Source organism: Pseudomonas sp. B21-031 (genome assembly GCF_024748985.1).
Taxonomy (GTDB): domain Bacteria; phylum Pseudomonadota; class Gammaproteobacteria; order Pseudomonadales; family Pseudomonadaceae; genus Aquipseudomonas; species Aquipseudomonas kermanshahensis.
In genome coordinates this window covers 2,405,220-2,428,432 of record NZ_CP087181.1, presented here as the reverse complement: position 1 = coordinate 2,428,432, position 23,213 = coordinate 2,405,220, and the positions used below count along the sequence as shown (strand labels likewise).

At 63.4% G+C, this 23,213-nt stretch carries 21 protein-coding genes and 1 pseudogene; 14 read left to right on the top strand and 8 right to left on the bottom strand.

Features of this window, described 5'->3' with window-relative positions; genetic code table 11:
• Positions 1–155: 155 nt before the first annotated feature.
• Positions 156–926, top strand: a pseudogene (locus LOY53_RS26865) (MCP four helix bundle domain-containing protein); the annotation flags it as partial.
• Positions 918–1,781 (top strand): methyl-accepting chemotaxis protein, encoded by an 864-nt coding sequence (locus tag LOY53_RS26860; RefSeq protein WP_408981374.1) that lies wholly within the window; start codon positions 918–920, stop codon positions 1,779–1,781. The pseudogene LOY53_RS26865 and the gene LOY53_RS26860, both read left to right, overlap by 9 nt.
• A 42-nt stretch (positions 1,782–1,823) precedes the next feature.
• Here LOY53_RS26860 and LOY53_RS10810 read toward each other — a convergent pair whose 3' ends face one another.
• Positions 1,824–3,227 (bottom strand): cytosine permease, encoded by a 1,404-nt coding sequence (locus LOY53_RS10810; protein ID WP_099453786.1) that lies wholly within the window; start codon positions 3,225–3,227, stop codon positions 1,824–1,826.
• Between the two features lie 317 nt (positions 3,228–3,544).
• Between LOY53_RS10810 and LOY53_RS10805 the strand changes: the two genes are divergently transcribed.
• The 10 genes from LOY53_RS10805 to LOY53_RS10760 all read left to right on the top strand — a co-directional run bounded on the left by LOY53_RS10805 (position 3,545) and on the right by LOY53_RS10760 (position 12,858).
• Positions 3,545–4,030, top strand: coding sequence for a flavin reductase family protein (locus tag LOY53_RS10805; protein WP_027595379.1), 486 nt, complete (start codon positions 3,545–3,547; stop codon positions 4,028–4,030).
• 66 nt (positions 4,031–4,096) lie between these two features.
• Positions 4,097–5,137 carry an LLM class flavin-dependent oxidoreductase gene (locus tag LOY53_RS10800; RefSeq protein WP_027595378.1) on the top strand — a complete coding sequence of 347 codons (1,041 nt, stop codon included), beginning with the start codon at positions 4,097–4,099 and terminating at the stop codon, positions 5,135–5,137.
• 333 nt (positions 5,138–5,470) lie between these two features.
• Complete coding sequence (locus LOY53_RS10795) at positions 5,471–6,067, top strand: amino acid synthesis family protein (RefSeq protein ID WP_003256068.1); 597 nt, start codon at positions 5,471–5,473, stop codon at positions 6,065–6,067.
• Positions 6,068–6,135: 68 nt separating this feature from the next.
• A complete protein-coding gene (locus LOY53_RS10790; protein ID WP_027595377.1) occupies positions 6,136–6,969 on the top strand; it encodes an alpha/beta fold hydrolase in 834 nt (277 codons plus the stop codon).
• Positions 6,966–8,447, top strand: coding sequence for an aldehyde dehydrogenase (locus LOY53_RS10785; protein ID WP_027595376.1), 1,482 nt, complete (start codon positions 6,966–6,968; stop codon positions 8,445–8,447). The genes LOY53_RS10790 and LOY53_RS10785 overlap by 4 nt, the downstream gene beginning before the upstream one ends.
• A 13-nt stretch (positions 8,448–8,460) precedes the next feature.
• Complete coding sequence (locus LOY53_RS10780; RefSeq protein WP_027595375.1) at positions 8,461–8,946, top strand: flavin reductase family protein; 486 nt, start codon at positions 8,461–8,463, stop codon at positions 8,944–8,946.
• A 204-nt stretch (positions 8,947–9,150) separates the two neighbouring features.
• On the top strand, positions 9,151–9,540 hold the full coding sequence (locus LOY53_RS10775) for a carboxymuconolactone decarboxylase family protein (protein ID WP_152957680.1): 390 nt from the start codon (positions 9,151–9,153) through the stop codon (positions 9,538–9,540).
• Between the two features lie 89 nt (positions 9,541–9,629).
• Positions 9,630–10,394 carry a GntR family transcriptional regulator gene (locus LOY53_RS10770; RefSeq protein ID WP_033697319.1) on the top strand — a complete coding sequence of 255 codons (765 nt, stop codon included), beginning with the start codon at positions 9,630–9,632 and terminating at the stop codon, positions 10,392–10,394.
• 2 nt (positions 10,395–10,396) lie between these two features.
• Positions 10,397–10,960, top strand: coding sequence for an NUDIX hydrolase (locus LOY53_RS10765; RefSeq protein ID WP_027595373.1), 564 nt, complete (start codon positions 10,397–10,399; stop codon positions 10,958–10,960).
• A 101-nt stretch (positions 10,961–11,061) separates the two neighbouring features.
• Entirely contained in the window at positions 11,062–12,858 is a 1,797-nt protein-coding gene (locus tag LOY53_RS10760) for an ATP-binding protein (protein WP_258703991.1), read from the top strand.
• 3 nt (positions 12,859–12,861) lie between these two features.
• Here LOY53_RS10760 and LOY53_RS10755 read toward each other — a convergent pair whose 3' ends face one another.
• The 3 genes from LOY53_RS10755 to LOY53_RS10745 all read right to left on the bottom strand — a co-directional run bounded on the left by LOY53_RS10755 (position 12,862) and on the right by LOY53_RS10745 (position 16,398).
• The gene (locus tag LOY53_RS10755) at positions 12,862–14,997 is read right to left on the bottom strand and encodes a response regulator (RefSeq protein ID WP_252823706.1); all 2,136 of its coding nucleotides are present in this window, start codon (positions 14,995–14,997) and stop codon (positions 12,862–12,864) included.
• 87 nt (positions 14,998–15,084) lie between these two features.
• Positions 15,085–15,717, bottom strand: coding sequence for a LysE family translocator (locus LOY53_RS10750; protein WP_027595370.1), 633 nt, complete (start codon positions 15,715–15,717; stop codon positions 15,085–15,087).
• A 66-nt stretch (positions 15,718–15,783) separates the two neighbouring features.
• Complete coding sequence (locus LOY53_RS10745) at positions 15,784–16,398, bottom strand: LysE family translocator (protein WP_099453781.1); 615 nt, start codon at positions 16,396–16,398, stop codon at positions 15,784–15,786.
• A 111-nt stretch (positions 16,399–16,509) separates the two neighbouring features.
• Here LOY53_RS10745 and LOY53_RS10740 point away from each other — a divergent pair, with 111 nt between their 5' ends.
• Together LOY53_RS10740 and LOY53_RS10735 are read left to right on the top strand one after the other, a co-directional pair.
• Positions 16,510–16,962, top strand: coding sequence for an Lrp/AsnC family transcriptional regulator (locus LOY53_RS10740; protein ID WP_099429055.1), 453 nt, complete (start codon positions 16,510–16,512; stop codon positions 16,960–16,962).
• A 413-nt stretch (positions 16,963–17,375) separates the two neighbouring features.
• On the top strand, positions 17,376–18,788 hold the full coding sequence (locus LOY53_RS10735) for a cytosine permease (RefSeq protein WP_027595367.1): 1,413 nt from the start codon (positions 17,376–17,378) through the stop codon (positions 18,786–18,788).
• Between the two features lie 63 nt (positions 18,789–18,851).
• Here the strand turns inward: LOY53_RS10735 and LOY53_RS10730 are convergent, their stop codons facing one another.
• The 4 genes from LOY53_RS10730 to LOY53_RS10715 form a co-directional block, all read right to left on the bottom strand.
• Entirely contained in the window at positions 18,852–20,153 is a 1,302-nt protein-coding gene (locus tag LOY53_RS10730; protein WP_258703990.1) for an ammonium transporter, read from the bottom strand.
• 62 nt (positions 20,154–20,215) lie between these two features.
• Complete coding sequence (locus tag LOY53_RS10725; RefSeq protein ID WP_252823705.1) at positions 20,216–21,541, bottom strand: FMN-binding glutamate synthase family protein; 1,326 nt, start codon at positions 21,539–21,541, stop codon at positions 20,216–20,218.
• 15 nt (positions 21,542–21,556) lie between these two features.
• Positions 21,557–22,231, bottom strand: a complete 675-nt coding sequence (locus tag LOY53_RS10720) for a protein glxC (RefSeq protein WP_099429051.1) — start codon at positions 22,229–22,231, stop codon at positions 21,557–21,559.
• 27 nt (positions 22,232–22,258) lie between these two features.
• Entirely contained in the window at positions 22,259–23,164 is a 906-nt protein-coding gene (locus tag LOY53_RS10715; protein WP_027595363.1) for a glutamine amidotransferase family protein, read from the bottom strand.
• Positions 23,165–23,213: the final 49 nt, after the last annotated feature.

The following is a 23,213-nucleotide window of genomic DNA, read 5'->3' as shown; positions in this document are numbered from 1 at the left end:
TAATGATATCGATATGCCATCATTTAAATAAAACATTTCCGAGGGTGAGGCACACACACTAAATCCGCAGCGCATCGAGAGCTGGCACCACCCCCGGTGACCCGGCCTTCCGTCCATGCTCTTGACGCCTGCACGCCACCGTCAAGGAGCATTCCATGCAGTTACGGAATATGAAGATCGGCATTCGCGCAGCCAGCGTATTCGCCCTGTTGGGCGCACTGGTGCTGGGCATGGGCCTGATCGCCCTCTACGAGACCCGGCAAATGGACACGGCCACGGACGAGATCCGTGTCACCTGGTTGCCCGCCGTGGTCGCACTCAGTGAAATCAGCAGCAACCTCGGCCGGGCCCGCGCCGTGACGCTGCGCGCGGCGCTGGATGACAATGACAGCGAGCGCGCACGCAACCTCGAGATGCTCAGAGGCATCAACGCTCAGCTCAAGGACGGCCTCCAGGACTACGACAGCACCATCATCGCCGCCGACGACCGCGCCTTGTTCAATGCCTTCAGCACTGCCCACCAACAGTACGTCGACCTGCAGGCGCAGGTGCTCGACGACATCGCCGCCGGGCACATTGACCAGGCCAGGCAGAAAATCAACGGCCCGCTCACCCTGCACGCCGACAGCATGATGAAAGCCATGGCGGCACTGATCGCCTACAACAGCAAAGGCGCTGAAGTGGCCTCGCAACGTAGCAGCGATGTCGCAGACCAAGCGTTGACCGCCATCATCGGTTCACTGCTGGTGATCATGCTCGCGCTGGCAGCCATCGCCACGGTGCTGACCCGCAGCATCGTCGTGCCCCTGGCCGACGCGGTGGCCGTGGCCGAGCGCGTGGCCACCGGCGACCTGACCCGCGAAATTCGTGTGATCGGCCGCGACGAACCGGCGCAACTGCTGCGCGCCTTGAGCCGCATGCAAGACAGCCTGCGCGACACCCTGCGCAAGATTGCCGCATCGTCCGATCAACTGGCCTCGGCCTCGGAAGAGCTGCACACCGTCACCGAGGACACCAGCCGCGGCCTGCACCAGCAAAGTGCGGAGATCGACCAGGCCGCTACCGCTGTCAACCAGATGACCGCCGCCGTGGAAGAAGTGGCGAACAATGCGGTGAGTACCGCAGACGCGTCCAAAGGTGCCGACCGCACCACCCGCGACGGTCGCGACCAGGTCAACCAGGCCCTGGCGTCGATCCAGCACCTGGTCGACGACGTCACCGGTACCTCGACCGAGATCGAACTGCTGGCCAACAACGCCAACGAGATCAGCCGCGTGCTCGATGTGATCGGCGCAATCGCCGGGCAGACCAACCTGTTGGCGCTCAATGCCGCCATCGAGGCAGCACGGGCCGGTGAGGCAGGCCGTGGCTTTGCAGTAGTCGCCGACGAGGTGCGCGCACTGGCCCACCGCACTCAGCAATCCACGGCAGAAATCGAGCAGATGATCGTGGGTATCCAGACTGGCACCGAGCGCGCGGTAACCGCCATGCACAGCAGCCAAGGGCGTGCCACGGGCACCCTAGAGGTGGCCCAGTCTGCAGGCCAGGCACTTGAGGTGATTGCCGAAGCGATTGCCTCGATCAACCAGCGCAACCTGGTGATCGCCAGTGCGTCGGAGGAACAGGCGCAGGTGGCGCGGGAGGTAGACCGTAACCTGGTGAATATTCGCGACCTGGCGATGCAGACGTCGGCGGGTGCGAATCAGACCAGTGCGGCGGCGCAGGACCTGTCGCGGTTGGCGGTGGACCTGAATGGGATGGTTGCCCAGTTCAAGGTTTGACTCAAGATAGCTGGGGCCGCTGTGCGGCCCCAGTTTTGATCATCAATCGTTCACGCTGACAGCCCGCGCACTGTTAACACTCTGCCCGCGCGTCGCCAGGCAGTAATACAGCGGCACCGTCACCAGCAACCCGATCAGCCAGGACAAATCAGCCCCTTCGACGATGTTCGAATACGGCCCCACATACAGCGCCGTATTGGCAAACGGCAACTGCACCACGATCCCGCACGCATAGGCAATGATCGCGTGGTGGTTGAAGCGCCCATAAATGCCGCCGTCGGCACTGAAGATCGACGCGATGTCGTACTGGCCCTTCTTGATCAGGTAGAAGTCGATCAGGTTGATCGACGCCCACGGCACCAACACCAGCAACAGCGCCAGGATCAAGCCGATGAACTGGCCGATGAAGTCCGCCGACGCATTCAACGCCACCAGGCCGCAGCCCACCAGAATCACCGAGGCCAGGATCACCCGCACCTTGATGCTCGGCGTCCACTTGGCAAAGAAGGTCTGGATGGCCGTGACGATCGACAACACCGCGCCATACAGGTTGAGCGCGTTGTGGCTGATGATGTTGAGCAGGAACAGCACCATCAGGATCGGGCCGAGCCAGCCGGTGGCTTGCTTGACGGCGTCCATCGCGTCCGTGCCTTCCGGTACGCACAACACCGCCACCGCACCAAAGCTGAAGCACAGGATGGTGCCCAGGGTGGCACCGAAATAGGTGGCCCAGAACGGCTTGGCAATACCGACTTCTTTAGGCAAGTAGCGTGAGTAGTCGGAGGTGTACGGCGAGAAGCTGATCTGCCAGATGGTGCCCAGCGACACTGTGGCAATGAAGCCCGACAAATTGAATGCACCGCGGCTGAAGAAGTCGGCCGGCAGCTCCTGGATGAACATCATGATGAACCCGGCCAGCAGCGCCGACCCCATCACCCAGGTACCGATACGGTTGAGGATATGGATGAAGCGGTAGCCGATCACGCCAATGGCCGTCGCGCTGAGGGCGCCGATGACGATGGCACCGGGCATCGGCACGCTCGGGGCGATACCGTGGATGGTCTTACCCGCCAGCACGATGTTGGAAATGAAGAAGCCCACATAGATCAGCGCCGTGAAGAACACGATCAGCAAGGCGCCATAACGGCCGAACTGGCCCCGGCTCTGGACCATCTGCGGAATGCCCAGCTGCGGTCCCTGCGCAGAGGCCAGGGCGATGACCACGCCCCCGAGCAGATGGCCCAGCACGATAGCGACAAGCCCCCACACCAGGTTCAGGTGGAACACCTGCACCACCATCGCACCGGTGACGATGGGCAGGGGCGCAATGTTGGTGCTGAACCAGAGGGTGAACAGGTCGCGCGCCTTCCCATGGCGCTCGGCAGGTGGAACGTAATCGACCGTGTGATTCTCGACAAACTGGTGTTGCGATGACGGTTGGGACATGGTTTTCAGCTCGAAAGGTCGTTTTTATCTTTGTAAGGAAACCGCGTCTAGGCGGCCTCTCAGCTGCGGACCATATTATGGTATTCCAAACTTTTGACAACACTGATTCGGCTTAAAAAACCCTAACTGATCCGGTTCAGCAGCTGACGCTGGGGCACTAAAGTTCCGCCAAGCCCCCTATCCATGCGGCTTTGCGCCATTCATCGTGATTTTGCTGCGGGGGAAAATTCCGCTTGCAAATCGAGTATTACGGTATACCATCAGACACATCAACGATAAAAACCGCGGACCACCGCAGCCCTTCTGAGGTACATGAGATGATCGACGCAACCGTCTACAAGAACGTCCTGGGCTCCTTCCCGTCCGGCGTTACCGTCATCACCACCCTGGACGACGACGGCTCGATCGTCGGCCTTACCGCCAGCGCCTTCTCCTCCCTGTCGATGGACCCGCCGCTGGTGCTGTTCTGCCCCAACTACAGCTCCGACTCCTACCCTGTGCTGATCAAGCAGAAGCGCTTCGCCATTCACCTGCTTTCTGGTGAACAGCAAGCCGAAGCCTATGCGTTCGCCAAAAAAGGCAAAGACAAAGCCACCGGCATCGAGTGGTCCCTGAGTGCGCTGGGCAACCCGCTGCTGGCCAATGCCACCGCCATCATCGAATGCGAACTGTGGCGTGAATATGAAGGTGGCGACCACGCCATCATGGTCGGCAAGGTGCACAACTTGATCGTCCCCGAGCAAGCCCCGCAGCCGATGATCTACTGCCGCGGCAAGATGGCCAGCCTGCCCGCCTTCGCCTGAAGCACCTAGCCTTATTACTGACGCCTGGCGCGCCAGGCGAGACTTTCAAGCTCCGAGGAAAGCCCCATGAAATTTTCGTTGTTCGTACACATGGAACGTTGGGATGAACAGGTCAGCCACCGCCAGCTGTTCGAAGACCTGACCGAACTGACCCTGATGGCCGAGAACGGCGGTTTCAGCACCGTGTGGATCGGCGAACACCACGCCATGGAGTACACCATTTCGCCAAGCCCGATGCCGCTGCTGGCCTACCTCGCCGCGCGCACCGAGAAGATCCGCCTGGGCGCCGGCACCATCATCGCGCCGTTCTGGAACCCGATCCGCGTGGCAGGCGAATGCGCCCTGCTCGACGTGATCAGCAACGGCCGCATGGAAGTGGGCCTGGCGCGCGGCGCCTATCAGTTCGAATTCGACCGCATGGCCAATGGCATGCCTGCCACCGACGGCGGCAAGGCCCTGCGTGAAATGGTCCCGGTGGTGCGCAAACTGTGGGAAGGCGACTACGCCCACGACGGCGAGGTGTACAAGTTCCCCACCTCCACCAGCGTGCCAAAACCGTTCAACGCTACACCGCCGATGTGGATCGCCGCCCGCGACCCGGACTCGCACAACTTCGCCGTGGCCAACGGCTGCAACGTCATGGTCACCCCACTGATGAAGGGTGACGAAGAAGTGCTGGACCTGAAAAACAAGTTCCAGGCGGCCTTGGACAACAACCCGGATGTGCCACGCCCACAATTGATGGTGCTGCGCCACACACACGTGCACAGCCCGTCCGAGCCTGAAGGCTGGAAGGTTGGCGCCCAAGCCATCTCGCGCTTCTACCGCACCTTCGACGCCTGGTTCGGCAATAAGACCGTGCCGGTCAACGGCTTCCTGGAGCCGAGCCCGGAATCGAAGTTTGCCGAAGTGCCGGCGTTCCAGCTGGAAAACATCCGCAAGAACACCATGATCGGCACACCTGAAGAAATCATCGCGCGTATCAAGTACTACCAAGAGCTCGGCGTCGACGAGTTCAGCTTCTGGTGCGACAACAGCCTGCCCCACGCCGAGAAGAAAAAGTCGCTCGAGCTGTTCATCAAGGAAGTGGTGCCAGCGTTCGCCTGAATTCCCTGTACCTGAGACATTGCGGGACACGCCCGCTCCCGGGGGCCCTTGCGGCCCGCGTGAGCGGGTTTTTTTTGAAGTTCAGTCACAGCCTGCACCGGCCCATTCGCGGGTAAACCCGCTCCCACAGGTTCCCCACAGCTTTCAAGGCCTGCGCGGTACCTGTGGGAGCGGGTTCACCCGCGAAGAGGCCAGTACAGACACCACAAGATTCAAGGGATCAGCCCACCTTTCGTCCCCTGGCAATAGAAATTTCCAGCCCCCTCTTGCACAACAAATATTATGGTATACCATCAGACAACAAGAGCTGATAACCCTCACCAGGAGCCACCCATGAGTTTCGAAATCCGCAAGATCGTCACCTACTCCGAAGAGACCCGCATCGAAGGCGGCAAGGCCACCGACAAACCGGTGACCATGGTCGGCCTGGCCGTGGTGATCAAGAACCCGTGGGCGGGTCGTGGTTTTGTAGAAGATCTGAAGCCGGAAATCCGTGCCAACTGCTCCGAGCTGGGCGCACTGATGGTCGAGCGCCTGACTGCCGCCATCGGCGGTGCCGACAAGATCGAAGCCTACGGTAAAGCCGCCGTGGTCGGCGCCGACGGCGAAATCGAACACGCCTCTGCCGTGATCCACACCCTGCGCTTCGGCAACCATTACCGCGAAGCGGTACAGGCCAAGAGCTACCTGAGCTTCACCAACAAGCGCGGCGGCCCAGGCACTTCGATCCAGATCCCGATGATGCAGAAGGACGACGAAGGCCTGCGTTCGCACTACATCACCCTTGAAATGCAGATCGAAGACGCCCCGCGTGCCGATGAAATCGTCGTGGTCCTGGGCGCTGCCGACGGCGGTCGTCTGCACCCGCGCATTGGCAACCGCTACATCGACCTGGAAGAACTGGCTGCCGAAAAAGCCAACGCTCAATAACAACAACCAAGACGGGCCGGGGCGTGGCGTGCTTACCCGCCGCGCCCGACCTTCAAGGAGCGCCCTCCATGATTCAGCCTGTCGCTGAACGTACACCGGCCGGGACCAGTTACCTGGACCAAGGCCAGGGCCAACCCGTGGTGCTGATCCACGGTGTGGGCCTGAACAAGGAAATGTGGGGCGGTCAGTTCGTTGGCCTGGCCAACGACTACCGCGTCATCGCTTACGACATGCTCGGCCACGGCCAGAGTGCGTTGCCAGCCGCCGACACCGGCCTGGAAGGCTACGCCGCCCAGCTCGTCGAGCTGCTTGACCACCTGCAGATTGCCCAGGCCACCGTGATCGGCTTCTCCATGGGCGGCCTGGTGGCACGTGCTTTCGCCCTCAACTACCCGCACAGGCTCTCTGCGCTGGTGGTGCTCAACAGCGTGTTCAACCGCACCCCCGAGCAGAGTGCCGGCGTTATCGCCCGCGCCGCCCAGGCGGCGGAGCTCGGCCCTGACGCCAACGTCGACGCCGCCCTCGACCGCTGGTTCAGCCGTGAATACAAGGCTGCCAACCCGGCGCAGGTCGCCGCCATTCGCCAGGTGCTGGCGAGCAACGACCCGCAGGGCTACCACACTACTTATTCACTGTTCGCCACCCAGGACATGTACCGCGCCAGCGACCTGGGCAGCATCCAGGTGCCGACGCTGATCGCCACCGGCGAACTCGATTCGGGCTCCACCCCGGCCATGACCCGCCAGCTCGCCGCCAGCATCCCTGGGGCGCACAGTGTGGTCCTCGCCGAGCAACGGCATATGATGCCGGTGGAAGCACCGCGTGAAGTCAACAAGATGCTGTTGGACTTCCTCAAGCAAGCCCGCACCCTCACCGAATCCGCCAAGGGGATTGTTGCATGACCCTCGTACGTTTCCAGATGTGCATCGACGGCCAATGGCTCGATGCCCAGAGCGGCAAGACTTTCGACAGCCTCAACCCGGCCACCGCGCAAGCCTGGGCGCAACTGCCCGACGCCGACGAAGCCGATGTGGAGCTGGCCGTGCAGGCCGCCCAGCGAGCCTTCGAAAGCCCTGCCTGGCGCAGCATAACCGCCACGGCGCGCGGCAAACTGCTGCGCCGGCTGGGCGACCTGATCACCGAGAACAAAGAGCACCTGGCGCAGCTGGAAAGCCGTGATAACGGCAAGCTGATCCGCGAAACCCGCGGCCAGGTCGGCTACCTGCCCGAGTTCTTCCACTACACCGCAGGCCTGGCCGACAAGCTCGAAGGCGGCACCCTGCCGCTGGACAAGCCAGACCTGTTCGCCTACACCGTGCACGAGCCGATTGGCGTGGTCGCCGGGATCATCCCGTGGAACAGCCCGCTGTACCTGACGGCCATCAAGCTGGCCCCGGCCCTCGCCGCTGGCAACACCATCGTGCTCAAACCGTCCGAACACGCCTCGGCGACCATCCTCGAGCTGGCTCGCCTGGCCCTTGAAGCCGGCTTCCCGCCGGGTGTGGTCAACGTGGTCACCGGTTATGGCCCTAGCACCGGCGCGGCCCTGACCCGCCACCCGCTGGTACGCAAGATCGCCTTCACCGGCGGCGCCGCCACGGCCCGCCATGTGGTACGCAGCAGCGCCGAGAACTTCGCCAAGCTGTCGCTGGAGCTGGGCGGCAAGTCGCCGAACATCATCTTCGCCGACGCCGACCTGGACAGCGCCATCAACGGCGCCGTGGCCGGCATTTATGCCGCCTCCGGGCAAAGTTGCGTGGCCGGTTCGCGGTTGCTGGTACAGGACGAGATCTTCGACGAATTCGTCAGCCGCCTGGTCGAGCGCGCCAAGCGTATACGCATCGGCAACCCGCAGGACGACGCCAGCGAAATGGGCCCGATGGCCACCGCCCAGCAACTGGCCGTGGTCGAAGGCCTGGTCGCTGCGGCCAAGGCCGAAGGCGCCAAGCTGCACCTGGGGGGCAAGCGTGCCGAGGTCGAGGGTGACGGCTGGTTCTACGAACCCACCCTGTTCGAGTGCGACAGCAACTCGATGACCATCATGCAGGAAGAGGTGTTCGGCCCCGTTGCCGCAGTCATCCGCTTCAAGACCGAAGAAGAGGCCCTGGCCATTGCCAACGACTCGCAGTTCGGCCTGGCGGCCGGCATCTGGACCCGCGACCTGGGCCGCGCCCACCGCCTGGCCCGTGACGTACGCTCGGGCATCATCTGGGTCAACACCTACCGCGCGGTATCGGCGATGGCGCCGATCGGTGGCTTCAAGAACAGCGGCTACGGCCGTGAGAGTGGCATCGATTCGGTGCTGGCCTATACCGAGCTGAAGACCGTGTGGATCAACCTGTCCACCGCGCCGATGCCCGACCCGTTTGTGATGCGTTAAGAGGTAGCACGACATGATCGAACCAGGCATCTACAAAGACGTGATGGGCTCCTTCCCGTCCGGCGTTACGGTGGTCACCACCCTGGACGCTGACGGCGGCATCGTCGGTATCACCGCCAGCGCGTTCAGCGCGCTGTCGATCGAGCCGGCACTGGTGCTGTTCTGCCCCAACTACGCCTCCGACACGTACCCGATCCTGCGTGACAGCAAGCAGTTCGCCATTCACCTGCTGTCTGCCGAGCAGACCGCCGAGGCGTATGCCTTTGCCGGTAAGGGCAAGGAGAAGGCCAAGGGCATCGACTGGCACCTGAGCGAGTTGGGCAACCCGTTGCTGGCCAAGGCCACGGCGATCATCGAGTGCGAACTGTGGCGCGAGTATGACGGCGGTGACCACGCGATCATCGTCGGCGCGGTGAAAAACCTGGTGTTGCCGGCAGATCCGGTCACCCCGATGGTCTACCACAAAGGCAAGCTGGGCGCCCTGCCCCCGCTGGGCTGATACCCTTGGGGCTGCCCTGCAGCCCAATCGCCGGCAAGCCGGCTCCCACAGGATCGCCACGGTCCTGTCTGCCTGTGCTGTACCTGTGGGAGCCGGCTTGCCGGCGATTGGGCCGCAAAGCGACCCTGTTCCAACCATTTTTTAGGGGCCGCGCGACCCTCTCACCCTTGGTTGCGGCCCCTGTTTTGATTCGGAGCCAGACACATGAGCAACGAAAAATACGAGAAAGGCCTGCAGATCCGCACCCAAGTGCTGGGCGAGGAATACGTCAACCGCTCGATCCAGAACGCCGATGAATTCACCAAGCCCCTGCAAGAGCTGGTCACCGAGTATTGCTGGGGCCATGTCTGGGGCCGCGAAGGCTTGTCGCTCAAAGAGCGCAGCATGATAAACTTGGCCATGATTTCCGCGCTCAACCGGCCCCACGAACTCAAGCTGCACATCCGCGGCGCATTGCGTAATGGCCTGAGCCGAGAACAGATTCGCGAGATCCTGCTCCAAGTCGGCATTTATTGCGGCGTACCCGCGGCGGTGGACAGTTTCCGCCTGGCCCGCGAAGCGTTCGCCGAAGCCGATGCGGAGTCAACCCGTTAACAACGGGCTGTTCGAACCACCGTAAGGAGCAGCGCCCGGTTCGGCGTGCTCCGCGGGTTGGCGCAACAGCCTCATAAAGAGCGCACCTGATGAAACGCCAGCCACTCGACGACAGCTTCAAGGTCAACCGCAACCCCGTTACCCTGCGCGAAATCGTGCTCGACAAGCTGCGCGCCGCGATCATGAACTTCCACTTGCTGCCAGGTGACCGCCTGGTGGAGCGCGACCTTTGCGACCGCCTCGGCGTCAGCCGCACCTCTGTACGTGAAGCCCTGCGCCACCTCGAATCCGAAGGCCTGGTCGAGTTCGCCGACGCCAAAGGCCCGCGCGTGGCCATCATTACCCTGGAAGATGCCCGCGATATCTACGAGCTGCGCTGCGTGCTCGAAGGCCTGATCGTCCAGCTGTTCACCCTCAATGCCAAGGCCAAGGACATTCGCGCCCTGGAGCGCGCGCTGGAGGTCAACCGCGAAGCCCTGGAAGAAGGCGAACTGCAACAGGTGCTCGACTCGGTGCAAGGCTTTTACGATGTGCTGCTGGAAGGCTCCGGCAACCAGGTTGCCGCCCAACAGCTGCGCCAACTGCAGGCCCGCATCAGCTACCTGCGCGCCACCTCGGTGTCACAAGAAAACCGCCGCGGTGCCAGCAACCGGGAGATGGAAAAGATCGTCGAGGCGATCAAGGGCGGTGACCCACTGGTCGCCCACCAAGCCTCGGTCGATCACGTCCGCGCCGCCGCCAAGGTGGCCCTGGACTACCTGCGCCAGAAGCAGGATGACAACACCAAGGTGCGCGACATGGTCGAGCCCCTGGCCCTCAAAGAGCCACGTATAGAACCCCGCATAGGCCGCTGACCATGCCCAACGCCCCGCGCTACTGCCCGCACTGCACCACGGAACTGGCCCGGGGCGTTCCCACAGGCGACACCCACGAACGCCTGCATTGCACCGGCTGCGGCTACATCCACTACATCAACCCGAAAATCATCGCCGGCTGCATCATCGAGCGCGATGGCAAGTACTTGCTGTGCCAGCGGGCCATTCCACCCCGCCCTGGCACCTGGACCTTGCCCGCCGGGTTCATGGAAGCGGGCGAGACCACCGAGCAGGCGGCGTTGCGCGAGGTGTGGGAAGAAAGCGGCGTGCACGCCGAAATCGTCTCGCCCTACTCGATTTTCAGCGTGGCCAAGATCAGCGAGGTGTACATCATCTTCCGCGCCATCGCCACGCAGGAGACCGGCCAGTTCGGCCCGGAAACACTGGCCTACAAGTTCTTCGAGCCGGATGAAATCCCCTGGGACGAGATCTACTACCCGGCCATCCGGCAGATTCTCGAGCGTTATATCCTGGAGCGCCAGGCCGGGGTGTACGGCATCTACATGGGCAATGACGATACCGGCAAGGTGCATTTCATTCGCTGAGCCTGCACGCGAAGGGGCCGCCCAGACGACACAAAGCCCTCGCCAATTCGCTGTTCTCGGTGCACCCTTATCCTCCCAGGTATAAAGGATCGGCAGCACACATGGCGAAATGGCTAGACGGCGGCGGGCTGATGGCTGAACGCATCCGCCAGCACGATTGGACCCACAGCCCACTGGGCCCACTCGAGGCCTGGCCGAGCGCGCTCAAGACCTCGGTGGCCTTGTGCCTGGCCTCGCGCTTCCCACAGGCCGTGTTATGGGGCAGCGAGCTGATCACCCTGTACAACGACGCCTTCACCCAGATCCTTGGCAGCAAGCCCCTGGCCTTGGGCCGGCCGTTCAGCGAAGTGTGGCAGGAGGCCTGGGGCGAAATCAGCGCCATGGCCGAACGCGCCATGGCCGGTGAGGCGGTCTACATCGAAGACTTTCCCTTGGTCATCGACCGCAACGGTGCCCCCGAACGCGCCTACTTCACCTTCTGCTACAGCCCGATCCGCGGCGAAGACGGCACGGTACTGGGCATGCTCGACACCGTGACCGAAACCACCACCAGCGTGGTCAACAGCCAGCGCCTGAGCTTTCTCGACGGCCTGGGGCGCGAAGTGGCCAATGCCACCGACCCCGAGCGGATCATGGCCATCACCACCCGCATGCTGGTCGAGCACCTGCAACTGTCCAGCTGCGCCTACGCGGTGATGGACCCCGACCAGGACGGCTTCAACATCTGCGGCGACACCGTCGCCCCCGGCTCACCGCGGCTGATCGGCCAATACCGCCTGGCCGACTTCGGTCGCCTGGCAGTCAGCCGGCTGCGCGCAGGCGAAGCGCTGGTGATCAATGACAACCTCAACGAACTGGCCGCCGAGGAAGCCGCGACGTTCCAGGCCATCGGCATCACCGCGACCATCTGCATGCCGCTGATCAAGGACGGTCGCCTCACCGCCTTGATGGCCATTCACGACAAGGCGCCCCGGGTATGGACGGGCTATGAACTGCGCCTGATCCGCGAAGTCACCGAACGCTGCTGGTCGCATATCCAGCGGGTGCAGGCCCACGCCGAAGTGCGTGAAGCCCTGGCCGCGCTGGAGGCGCTCAACGCAACCCTGGAGCACCGCGTCGAAGAGCGCACCACCCAGCTGCTGCACACCGAAGCCGTGCTGCGCCAGGCGCAGAAGCTCGAGGCCATCGGCCAGTTGACCGGCGGTGTGGCACACGACTTCAACAACCTGCTGACCATCATCCGCTCGTCGTTGCACTTTTTGCAGCGTCCCAACCTGGACGAAGCACGCCGCGAGCGCTACCTCAAGACCATTGCCGACACCGTCGAGCGCGGCGCCAAGCTGACTGGCCAACTGCTCGCCTTTGCCCGTCGACAGGCCTTGAGCCCGCAAGTGTTCGAGGCCGGGCCGCGGCTCCAAGCCATGGCCGATATGCTCGATACCGCTACCGGTGCACGGGTTCAGGTGGAAATCGAACTGCCAGAGGCGCCTTGCCATATCCGCGCCGACCTCAGCCAACTTGAAACCGCGATCATCAACCTGATGCTCAACGGCCGCGACGCCATGGCCGGGGAAGGCACCTTGCGCCTGCGCCTTCAGGCCAACCAACGCCTGCCCGGCCTGCGTGGGCAGGCCGCGCAAGCCGGGCCCTTTGCAGCCATCTCGGTAGTGGACAGCGGTGTCGGCATCGCCAGCGAGCTGCTCGATCGCATCTTCGACCCCTTCTTCACCACCAAAGCGCCCGGTGAAGGCACCGGGCTTGGCCTGTCCCAGGTGTTCGGCTTTGCCAAGCAGTCCGAAGGCGATGTAGAGGTAATCAGCGTCGAAGGCCAGGGCACGACGTTTACCCTGTACCTGCCGCAACAAACGCCCTCTGCCGGCCCTGAGGCTTCTGAATAGCGGCTACCGTTGCGCGGCCAGCAACCGCGCCACACTCTGTGCCAGCTCGGCACGCCGGTACGGCTTGCGCAGCACTTCGAAGCCTTTGAGTTCGCGCGGTGTCAGGTTGGCGTAACCGGTAATGATCAGCACCGGCAGGTTGGCCTGGCGCTGGCGCATCTGCTGGGCAAAGCGCACGCCGGTCATCTCGGCCATCACATGGTCGGTCACCAGCACATCCGGCACTAGCCCCCGCTCTACCAGCTGCAAGGCCGCTGCCGCACTGTCGGCCTCGATCACTTCGTAGCCGAGGTCGCGCAGTTGCAGCGCTGTGGCATGGCGTACGATCGCTTCGTCATCGACCAACAGCACGTGGTTCTTCCGGCCGGCCAATGGCGCTTCGGCTGTATCACTGTCGCGGCAGCTTGCCGCCACATCGCTGGTCGGCAACCACAAGGTCGCCTCGGTGCCCTCACCTGGCCACGAACGAATAGTAAAGCCACCGCCCGACTGCACGGCCAAGCCCTGCACCATCGGCAGGCCTAGGCCGGTGCCTTTGCCCACCGCCTTGGTCGAGTAGAAAGGCTCGAAGCAGCGGCGCAGTTGTTCAGCGTCCATCCCACAGCCACTGTCGCGCACCTGTAACCAGGCCAGCCGCGCCGCAGCCACGCCTTCCGGCCTCGGCGGGCCGTTTGCATCAATACCAGCGACGATACTCAGCTCACCGCCTTCAGCCATCGCGTCGCGGCCGTTGACCACCAGGTTGAGCAAGGCCAGCTCCAGTTGATGAGGGTCGGCCACCACGGCCGGTAGCGCCGGGTCGACTTGCACGTGCACGGTAATGGTCGGCCCCAGCGAACGTGCGATCAACTCACGCATGTCTTCCACCAGCGCCGCCAGAGACACGGCTTGGGGTTTGAGGGTTTGCCGGCGGGCGAAACTGAGCAGCCGACCGACCAGGTTGCGCGCCCGCTCGGCAGCCTGCAGGCCGCCGTCGATCAGCCTGGGGGCACGCTCGGACTGTGGGTTGCGGCGCATCAATTCGAACGAGGCAATGATCGGTGTGAGCATGTTGTTGAGGTCATGGGCGATGCCGCCGGTCAATTGCCCGATCATTTCCAGCTTGTGGGCTTCGTGCAGCTGCAACATCGCAGATTCGCGCTGAGCCAGGGCCGACGCCACGCGCTCCTCCAGGCTTTCGTTGAGCAGGTGCAGCGCCCGCTCGGCCCTGGCATGGGTAATCGCCGCCCAAGCTTGCTTGGCGCTCTCTTCCACCAGCTGGCATTCGTCTTCAGGGCACAGGTGCGGGGTATGGAAATGCACACTCAGGGTGGTCTCCAGCCGGCCAGCGCGCAGGACCGGCACATGCAGGCTGTGAGGCTGCTGCACCACCTGCCCCGCTGCCAGTTGCTCACGCAACGAAGCACCGAAGCTCGCGTAGGCATGCTGGCCGACGAACGAGGGCAAGGCCTCGGACCAGTCATGTGCTACCTGGAAGTTGCTGCCGTCGCCTTGGTCCTCACCAAAGTAGACCCGTGCCGCGCCGAGTCGCCGTGCCAGCCGACTTACCGCGAACGCTTCGATCCGCTCTGCATCACCCAGCGCGGGTAATGCACGGCCCAGTTCCAGCAAAAAGGCCTGGCGCTGCTGGAAGCGTACGCGCTCGGTAGTCTCGGTCACCAGGCACAGCACGCCGCCAACGCTGCCGTCAGCCTCGCGCACGGCGGAATAGGACACGTCGAAATAGGCCGTTTCACCTACGCCGTGGCGCTCGATGTAGAAAGGGCGATCCTTGGCCGAGAAAGTCTGGCCGCTCTCGCGCACACCGCGCAGCAACGGCTCCAGGTCGTCCCACAGCTCACTCCAGTTTTCCTGGGCCGGCCGCCCCAATGCCTGCGGGTGCTTGGTGCCAATGCTCGGTGCATAGGCATCGTTGTACAGCGCCACGTAGGCCGGCCCCCAGAACAGCACGCACTGCGCTTGCGCCGGCAGCAGCGTGCCCATGACCGTCTGCAGGTGCGGCGACCAGGTGTGGGGTGGGCCCACCGGCGAGCCGCGCCAGTCCATCGACTGGAGCAGGCTGCCGACGCTACCGCCGTTGAGCAGAAAGCCCAACGGTGGGTTGCCCGCGTCGGTGGGGGGTTGTTGAAGCGATCTCATGTCAGGGAAGTCCCGGGCACATTGCCATCCATCTGATGGATAGGAGGCCTGCAAGTACCCGTTCGTTCCCTTGTTTTCAGACGTTTTTCAACGGCGCCCTTCAGCCAGCATGCGCAAGGCCAACCCGGCCAGCACAGTGCCCATCAACCAGCGCTGAACGCGCTGCCACAGGGGCCGCCCGCCTAAGAACACGGCGATGGAGCCGGCCATCACCGCGATCAAGGCATTGACCGAAACGCTGATGGCGATTTGCGTAGACCCGAGCACCAGCGACTGCACCAACACGCTGCCGTGACCGGGCTCGATGAACTGCGGCATCAACGACAGGTACATGACGGCGATCTTGGGGTTCAGCAGGCTGGTGGCAAAGCCCATGGTGAACAGCCGCCGTGGGCTGTCCGCTGGCAGGTCGCGGACCTGGAACGGCGAGTTGCCGCCAGGCCGAAGCGCCTGCCAGGCCAGGTACAACAGGTACAGTGCGCCACCGATGCGTAGCACGTCGTAGGCAAACGGCACCGCCATGACCAGCGCGCTGATGCCCAGTGCAGCGCAGAGCATATAGATGACGAAGCCCAAGGCCACACCACCGAGGGAAATCAACCCCGCATTTCGGCCCTGGCAGATCGACCGGGAAATCAGGTAGATCATGTTCGGGCCGGGCGTCAGCACCATACCCAAGCAGATCAGCGCGAAGGTCAGCAGTTGGGCGGTGTCGGGCATGGGGCACATCCTGGTTGTGCGAAAAGTAGCGGCGAGTGTATCCGAGCGGCGTCAGCGCCGGTAGCGTCAGCCCAACTGCCCGGCAATCAGCCCCAAGGCCACGGCGATCATCGCTACACCCGACACCCGCCCGACCATTTTCGCCGCCCCTGGCCGGGTACTCAAGACGGCCTTGGCGCCGTACCCCACCAGCGAATAGATCACCAGCGAGCTGCACAGGTGCACCAGCCCCAGCAGCAGGATCTGCACCGGCACCGGCCAGCTTGACTGCGGGTCGGTGAATTGCGGCAACAAGGCCAGAAACAACAGGAATACCTTCGGGTTAAGCCCACTGACGCAAAAGCCTTTAAAGGCCCATCGCGAGCCGGACTCCCCCACCCCGTCCTGCCCCGCTTCCGGCACGCCGGGGCTCAACAGCAGGTTGCCGCCCAGCCACAACAAATAGGTGCAGCCTGCCAGGGTCAGCAACGTCAACGCCAACGGGTGCCCGGCCAACAGGCTGCCCACGCCGGCCGCCACCACCAGCGTCGCAAGGAAGTGCCCCGACAACATGCCCGCCACCGCAGGCATCACCCAGCGGCCACGCATGCCCGCCGAGATGGCGTAGGCCCAGTCGGCACCAGGGGTTATCACGAACAGCAACGACACGGCCCAGAACGCCGTCAGCACACTGATTGCCACTTGAATCTTCCTTATGTCTTGGCTTGGTATGCAGAAAGATTACGGATTCCTTCGGGGCATTTTCTTTCGTATATTCCCCGTCATCGCACATATGCTGGAAGATTCTTCTCCATGGACAGAACTGATCGAAAAATCCTTGCCGAGCTGCAAAAAGATGGTCGCTTGTCGGTGACCGAGTTGGCGGATCGTGTGGGCCTGAGCCTATCGCCCTGCCATCGCCGGCTGAAGGCGCTGGAGGAATCGGGCGCCATCCTCGGCTACCACGCGCGCCTGGCGCCGACTGCACTGGGGCTGAACTTCGCCGCACTGGTGTTCGTCACCCTGCGCGAGGTGACGCGCCAGCCGGTGGCGGACTTCGAGGCAGCGTTGGCCGAAATTCCCCAGATCGTCGAGGCGCAGCGGCTGTTCGGCGACCCGGACTACCTGCTGCACGTGGTGGCGAAGGACCTGCCAGCGTTTCAGAAGCTGTATGACGAACACCTGACCAGCATTCCCAACGTGAAGCGGTTGAGTTCGACGTTGGTGATGAAGGAAGTGATCCAGGACCGGCTGTTGCCGATGTAGCTGTGCAGGCCTGCTCTGGCCTCTTCGCGGGCAAGCCCGCTCCCACAGGAACCCACCTATCTTGAGCACGTGGTCCTCCTGTGGGAGCGGGCTTGCCCGCGAAAGGGCCGGCACAGGCGGATTATTTATCTGCACTGATAACGCGCCCCCCGCACCAACCCGGTTCCCCCAGCCATTCACCTGGATAGCGCCAACCCCCCAGGCCCAGGCCTTCCAGCCGTATGGCCCGCTCCTTGCTACCACTCGTCCCTTAACCTTTTGTCAGCCTTAGGTTTTTTAAGGTTTATGGGCACATATTTACTAATTTCTCGTTATCCCCGCACCCCCCATCATCCCTCCAACAAGAACGCGTCGCCCTTCGCCGGCACGCACCCGGGCAGTACCCCATGCCCTACCTTGCCTTGGAGTCAGTCATGACCAGTGCAGCCAACTCGGCACCCCTCATAGAAAAACACACGATCGGCTACGTGCCCCCGCAAGACCGCCATGGAAAGGTAAGGGATCTGTTCACACTGTGGTTCGGGGGCAATATCGCGCCCCTGCCCATCGTCACCGGCGCGCTGGGCGTGCAGCTGTTTCACCTGAACCTGGTATGGGGCATCGTCGCCATCCTGGTCGGCCACCTGGTCGGCGGGGTGCTGATGGCGCTGCACTCGGCCCAAGGCCCGCAGATGGGGATCCCGCAGATGATCCAGAGCCGCGCCCAGTTCGGCACGCTTGGCGCGCTGCTGGTGGTGGTGATCGCCGGGGTCATGTACATCGGGTTTTTCGCCTCCAACATCGTCCTCGCGGGCAAGTCGCTGCATGGCGTGGTCGAAGCCGTGCCGGTACCGGTGGGGATCGTCATTGGCGCACTGGGGTCGGGCATCATCGGCATCATCGGTTACCGCTTCATCCATGTGCTCAACCGCATCGGCACCTGGGTGCTGGGCATCGGTATCGTGGTCGGCTTCGGCTATATCTTCACCCACGTGCAAAGTGACGACTTCCTCACCCGCGGCGGTTTCAACCTGGCCGGCTGGCTGGCCACGGTGTCGCTGGCAGCGTTGTGGCAGATCGCCTTTGCCCCGTATGTGTCGGACTATTCGCGCTACCTGCCAGCCGACGTCAAGGTCAGCTCGACCTTCTGGACCACTTACCTGGGCTCTGTGCTGGGCTCGAGCCTGTCGTTCATCTTCGGCGCGGTCGCGGTGCTGGCAATCCCGGCCGGCATGGACACCATGGACGCGGTGAAACTCGCCACCGGCACCCTGGGCCCGATCATGCTGGTGCTGTTCCTGCTCAGCGTGATCAGCCACAACGCCCTCAACCTGTATGGCGCGGTGCTGTCGATCATTACCCTGATCCAGACCTTCGCCTACCGCTGGATCCCCACCGCCAAAAGCCGTGCGGTGCTGTCACTGATCGTGCTGGCGGCTTGCAGTGTGGTGGCCGTGTGCGCATCGAAGGACTTCATCGGCCACTTCGTCGACATGGTGCTGGTGCTGCTGGTGGTGCTGGTGCCGTGGACGGCGATCAACCTGATCGACTTCTATGCCATCCACAAGGGTGACTACGACATCCAGTCGATCTTCAAAGTCGATGGCGGTATTTACGGGCGTTACAACCCGCAGGCGCTGGTGGCCTACGCCGTGGGCATCGTCGTGCAGATCCCGTTCATGAACACGCCGCTGTATGTTGGGCCGGTTTCAGAGCACATCAACGGGGCAGACCTGTCGTGGCTGGTGGGGCTGGCGATTACCTCGCCGTTGTACTGGTGGCTGGCCAGCCGCGACAGTGCCTATCGTCGTCGGCAGGTGAGTGCCAAGCTGGCCATGGGGCACTGATTCATCCTGTACTGGCCTCTTCGCGGGCAAGCCCGCGAAGAGGCCAGTACAGACACCTTGTAGTCAGAGGTTATAAGCCCGCTCATTGTGCTCCGCCAGGTCCAGCCCCTGCTCTTCCTCCTCCCGGCTGGCCCGCAGCCCGACAGTCAGCTTGATGGCGCCCAGAATCGCCCAGCTCACCACAAAGCAATAAACAAAGGTAAAGGCCACGCCTTTCAGCTGCACCAGTGCTTGCCCAAGGGGCGTAATGCCTTCCACATAGCCGCCCAACGACGGCGCGGCAAACACCCCGGTCAATAGCGCGCCAACCATCCCGCCCACGCCATGCAGGCCGAACACGTCGAGGCTGTCGTCATACCCCAATGCCTGCTTTAGCCGGGTCACTGCGATGAAGCAGATAGCCCCCGTCAGCAAGCCGATCACCAGCGCCCCCAACGGCCCGACAAAGGCGCACGCCGGCGTGATGCCAACCAACCCGGCCAACGCACCTGAGGCCGCCCCCAGTGCAGTGGGCCGCCCATGCATGAGCTTTTCGGTAATCAGCCAACCGACAATCCCTGCGCAGGCAGCCACCATGGTCGCCAGCATCACCACCCCTGCCCCTTCGTTGGCCGCAAGCCCCGAGCCCACGTTAAACCCAAACCAGCCCACCCACAGCAAACCGGCACCTACCAGGGTGAAGCCGAGGTTGTGCGGCGGCATGGCCACCTGTGGGTAGCCCTTGCGCTTGCCTAGCATCAACGCTGCAGCCAGCGCCGCCACACCGGAGTTGATGTGCACTGCGGTGCCGCCGGCAAAGTCCAGCACGCCCCAGTTGACCATCAATGCCCCTGGCCCGCCCCAGACCATATGGGCAATCGGTGCGTACACCAGGACGAACCAGGCGCCCATGAACAACAACGAGGCACTGAATTTCATGCGTTCGGCAAAGCCGCCGGCAATCAGCGCAGGCGTGATGATCGCGAAGGTCAGCTGAAATACCGCGAAGACACCTTCCGGGATGGTCCCTACCAGGCTGTCATGGCCGATGTTCAGCATCAGCGCCTTGTCCAGGCCGCCAATAAAACTGTTGAAGGTCAGTTGGCCTTCAACCATACCGCGGGTATCCACCACCAGGCTGTAGCCGAACAGCACCCAGAGGATGCCGATGAGCCCGGCCACGGCGAACAGCTGGGTGAACACCGAAAGAAAGTTCTTGGCCCGCACCATGCCGCCGTAGAACAGCGCGAGGCCCGGGATGCACATCATCAGCACGAACATCGCCGCACAGATCATCCAGGCGGTGTTGCCGGTGTCCAGGGTGGGCTCGGCGGCGTGGGCCAACGGCGTCAATGCCAACAGCACAACAGCAAGGGCAAGCTTCATGGAGTCACTCCTGTGCGAATGGGGATGCATCGGGGGCCGCAAAGCGGCCCCAGAAGGTGGAATCAGTACTGAGCCTGGCCTGGTACCCAGGCAGTACCGGCCAGCGGCACCCGGGCCATGGCAGCCGCCTCGACCGTCAGCGCCACCAGGTCCTCAGGGTCCAGGTTGTGCAGGTGCGACTTGCCGCAGGCACGGGCCATGGTCTGCGCCTCCAGCACCAGCACGCGCAGGTAGTTGGCCAGGCGCCGGCCGGCCTCTTCCGGGTTCAGGCGCTTGGCCAGTTCCGGGTCCTGGGTGGTGATACCGGCTGGGTCGCGGCCGTTCTGCCAGTCATCGTAGAAACCGGCGGCCGAGCCGATTTCCTTGAGCTGCGCATCCAGCCGCGGGTGGTTGTCGCCCAGGGCGATCAGCGCCGCCGTGCCGATGGCCACGGCGTCAGCGCCCAACGCCATGGCCTTGGCCACGTCGGCGCCGTTGCGGATGCCACCCGAGACGATCAGTTGCACTTTGCGGTGCATGCCCATCTCCTGCAGCGCCTGCACGGCCTGCGGGATGGCCGGCAGGATCGGGATGCCGACGTGCTCGATGAACACTTCCTGGGTCGCGGCAGTACCGCCTTGCATGCCGTCGAGCACGATTACGTCAGCGCCGGCTTTCACCGCCAGCTTGACGTCGTAGTACGGGCGGCTGGCACCGATTTTCACGTAGATGGGTTTTTCCCAATCGGTGATCTCGCGGATCTCGGCAATCTTGATCGCCAGGTCATCCGGGCCGGTCCAGTCCGGGTGGCGGCAGGCGCTGCGCTGGTCGACGCCGATCGGCAAGGTGCGCATGCCGGCCACGCGCTCAGTCACTTTCATGCCCAGCAGCATGCCGCCACCGCCCGGCTTGGCGCCCTGGCCGAGGACGATCTCGATGGCGTCGGCCTTGCGCAGGTCGTCCGGGTTCATGCCATAACGCGACGGCAGGTACTGGTACACCAGGTGCTGCGACTGGCCCCGCTCTTCCGGGGTCATGCCGCCGTCACCGGTGGTGGTGCTGGTGCCGGCGATGGTCGCACCACGGCCCAGCGCTTCCTTGGCGTTGGCCGACAGCGCGCCGAAGCTCATGCCGGCGATGGTCACCGGGATCTTCAGGTGGATCGGCTTTTTGGCAAAGCGGGTGCCCAGCACCACGTCGGTGCCGCATTTTTCGCGGTAGCCTTCCAGCGGGTAGCGCGACACGCTGGCGCCGAGCAGCAGCAGGTCATCGAAGTGCGGCACGCGGCGCTTGGTGCCACCGCCGCGGATGTCATAGATGCCGGTTTCGGCGGCACGCTGGATTTCCTGGATGGTCAGGCGATCGAAGGTGGCCGACTCACGCAGTACCGGGGGGAATTGCTCGCTCATGGGGTTGCTCCTGGATCAGTACGCGGAGGCGTTGTCGACTTTGAAGTTGTACAGCTGACGGGCCGAGCCATACCGTTTGAAATCGGCGGCCTTATGGTCGAGGCCTGCGTCGTTCAGCAGCGTTTGAAGCTCTTGCAGGTGCTCGGCGCGCATCTCTTTCTCGATACAGTCCGAGCCCAGCGACTGGACCGTGCCCTTGACGTAGATGCGCACCTCGTACAGCGAGTCGCCCAGCGCATCGCCGGCATCGCCGCACACCACCAAACGCCCGGCCTGGCCCATGAAGCAGCTCATGTGGCCAATGCTGCCGCCGACCACGATGTCGACGCCCTTCATGGAAATACCGCAACGGGCACCGGCGTCGCCCTCGATCACCAGCAGCCCGCCATGGGCAGTGGCGCCCGCGGCCTGGGAGGCGCTACCCTTGACCCGCACCGAGCCAGACATCATGTTTTCCGCCACGCCCACGCCCACATTGCCGTGCACCGTAATGTTGGCTTTCTGGTTCATGCCGGCGCAGTAGTAGCCGGCATGGCCGTCGATCTCTACCGAAACGTCTTCGTTGATGCCGACAGCCAGGTTGTGTTTGCCGTCGGGGCGCGTCACGCGCCACTCACGGTCTTGCACCTCACCGTGCAGGGACTGGTTAAGGACACGCACCGAAGTGCTGGAAAGGTCGATCGTCTTCATAAGGTTCTCCAGAGGTTCGGTGGCAGGTCAGGCGCTTTCGCGCTCCCAGACGTACAGGGTGGCCGGCGCCGGCTCCCAGACCTTGGCGTTTTCAATACCGGGCAGGCTGGCCAGGGCCTGGTATTCGGAGGCCATGGCGACGTAGTCGTCGGTTTCGGCCAGCACCGCTGGCTTGCAGGCGATCGGGTCGCGGATCACCGCGAAGCCGTTGCGGGTGCCAATGGCAAAGGTGAAGAACCCATCCAGGTCTTGCAGAGCGCCGTCCAAGGCCTTGGCCAGGGTGTCGCCCTGCTGCAGGCGCCAGGTCAGGTAGCCGGCAGCCACTTCGGTGTCGTTGTCGGTCTCGAAGCTGATGCCTTCACGCTTGAGTTCCTGGCGCAGGCGGAAGTGGTTGGACAGCGAGCCGTTGTGCACCAGGCACAGGTCGGCGCCGGTGGAGAACGGGTGGCTGCCCTCCAGGGTCACCGCGCTTTCGGTGGCCATGCGGGTGTGGCCGATGATGTGGCTGCCCTTCATGCCGGCCAGGCCGAAGCGGCTGGAAATCTCGGCCGGCAGGCCCATGCCCTTGAGGATTTCGATGCTCTGCCCGGCGCTCATGATGCGCACTTCAGGGGCCAGCTCGGCCAATGCTGCACGGGCGGCGGCTTCCGTGGTGTGCACCTTGAGCACGGCGGCGCTGGCGTTCTGAAACCAGTCCAGCGAGCAGCCCAGGCGCCCTTCCAGTTGCCCCATCAAGCTGGCCCACGAATAGCCCCCATCAAGGGCCTGCAACGTCAGTTTCACCCAGCCGTCGGCCACTTCATCGCCGTAAATGGCAAAGCCGGCGCTGTCAGGGCCACGGTCGGTCATGGCGTGCAGCATGGGTTCGAAGAGCTTGCCGAGCTGGGCTTCCAGCTCAGGTTTCTTCAGGTACAGACCTACGATTCCACACATGGTGATGCTCCTTACTAGGCAGTGAGCGACCGCTGTTTTGAGGGCCGCC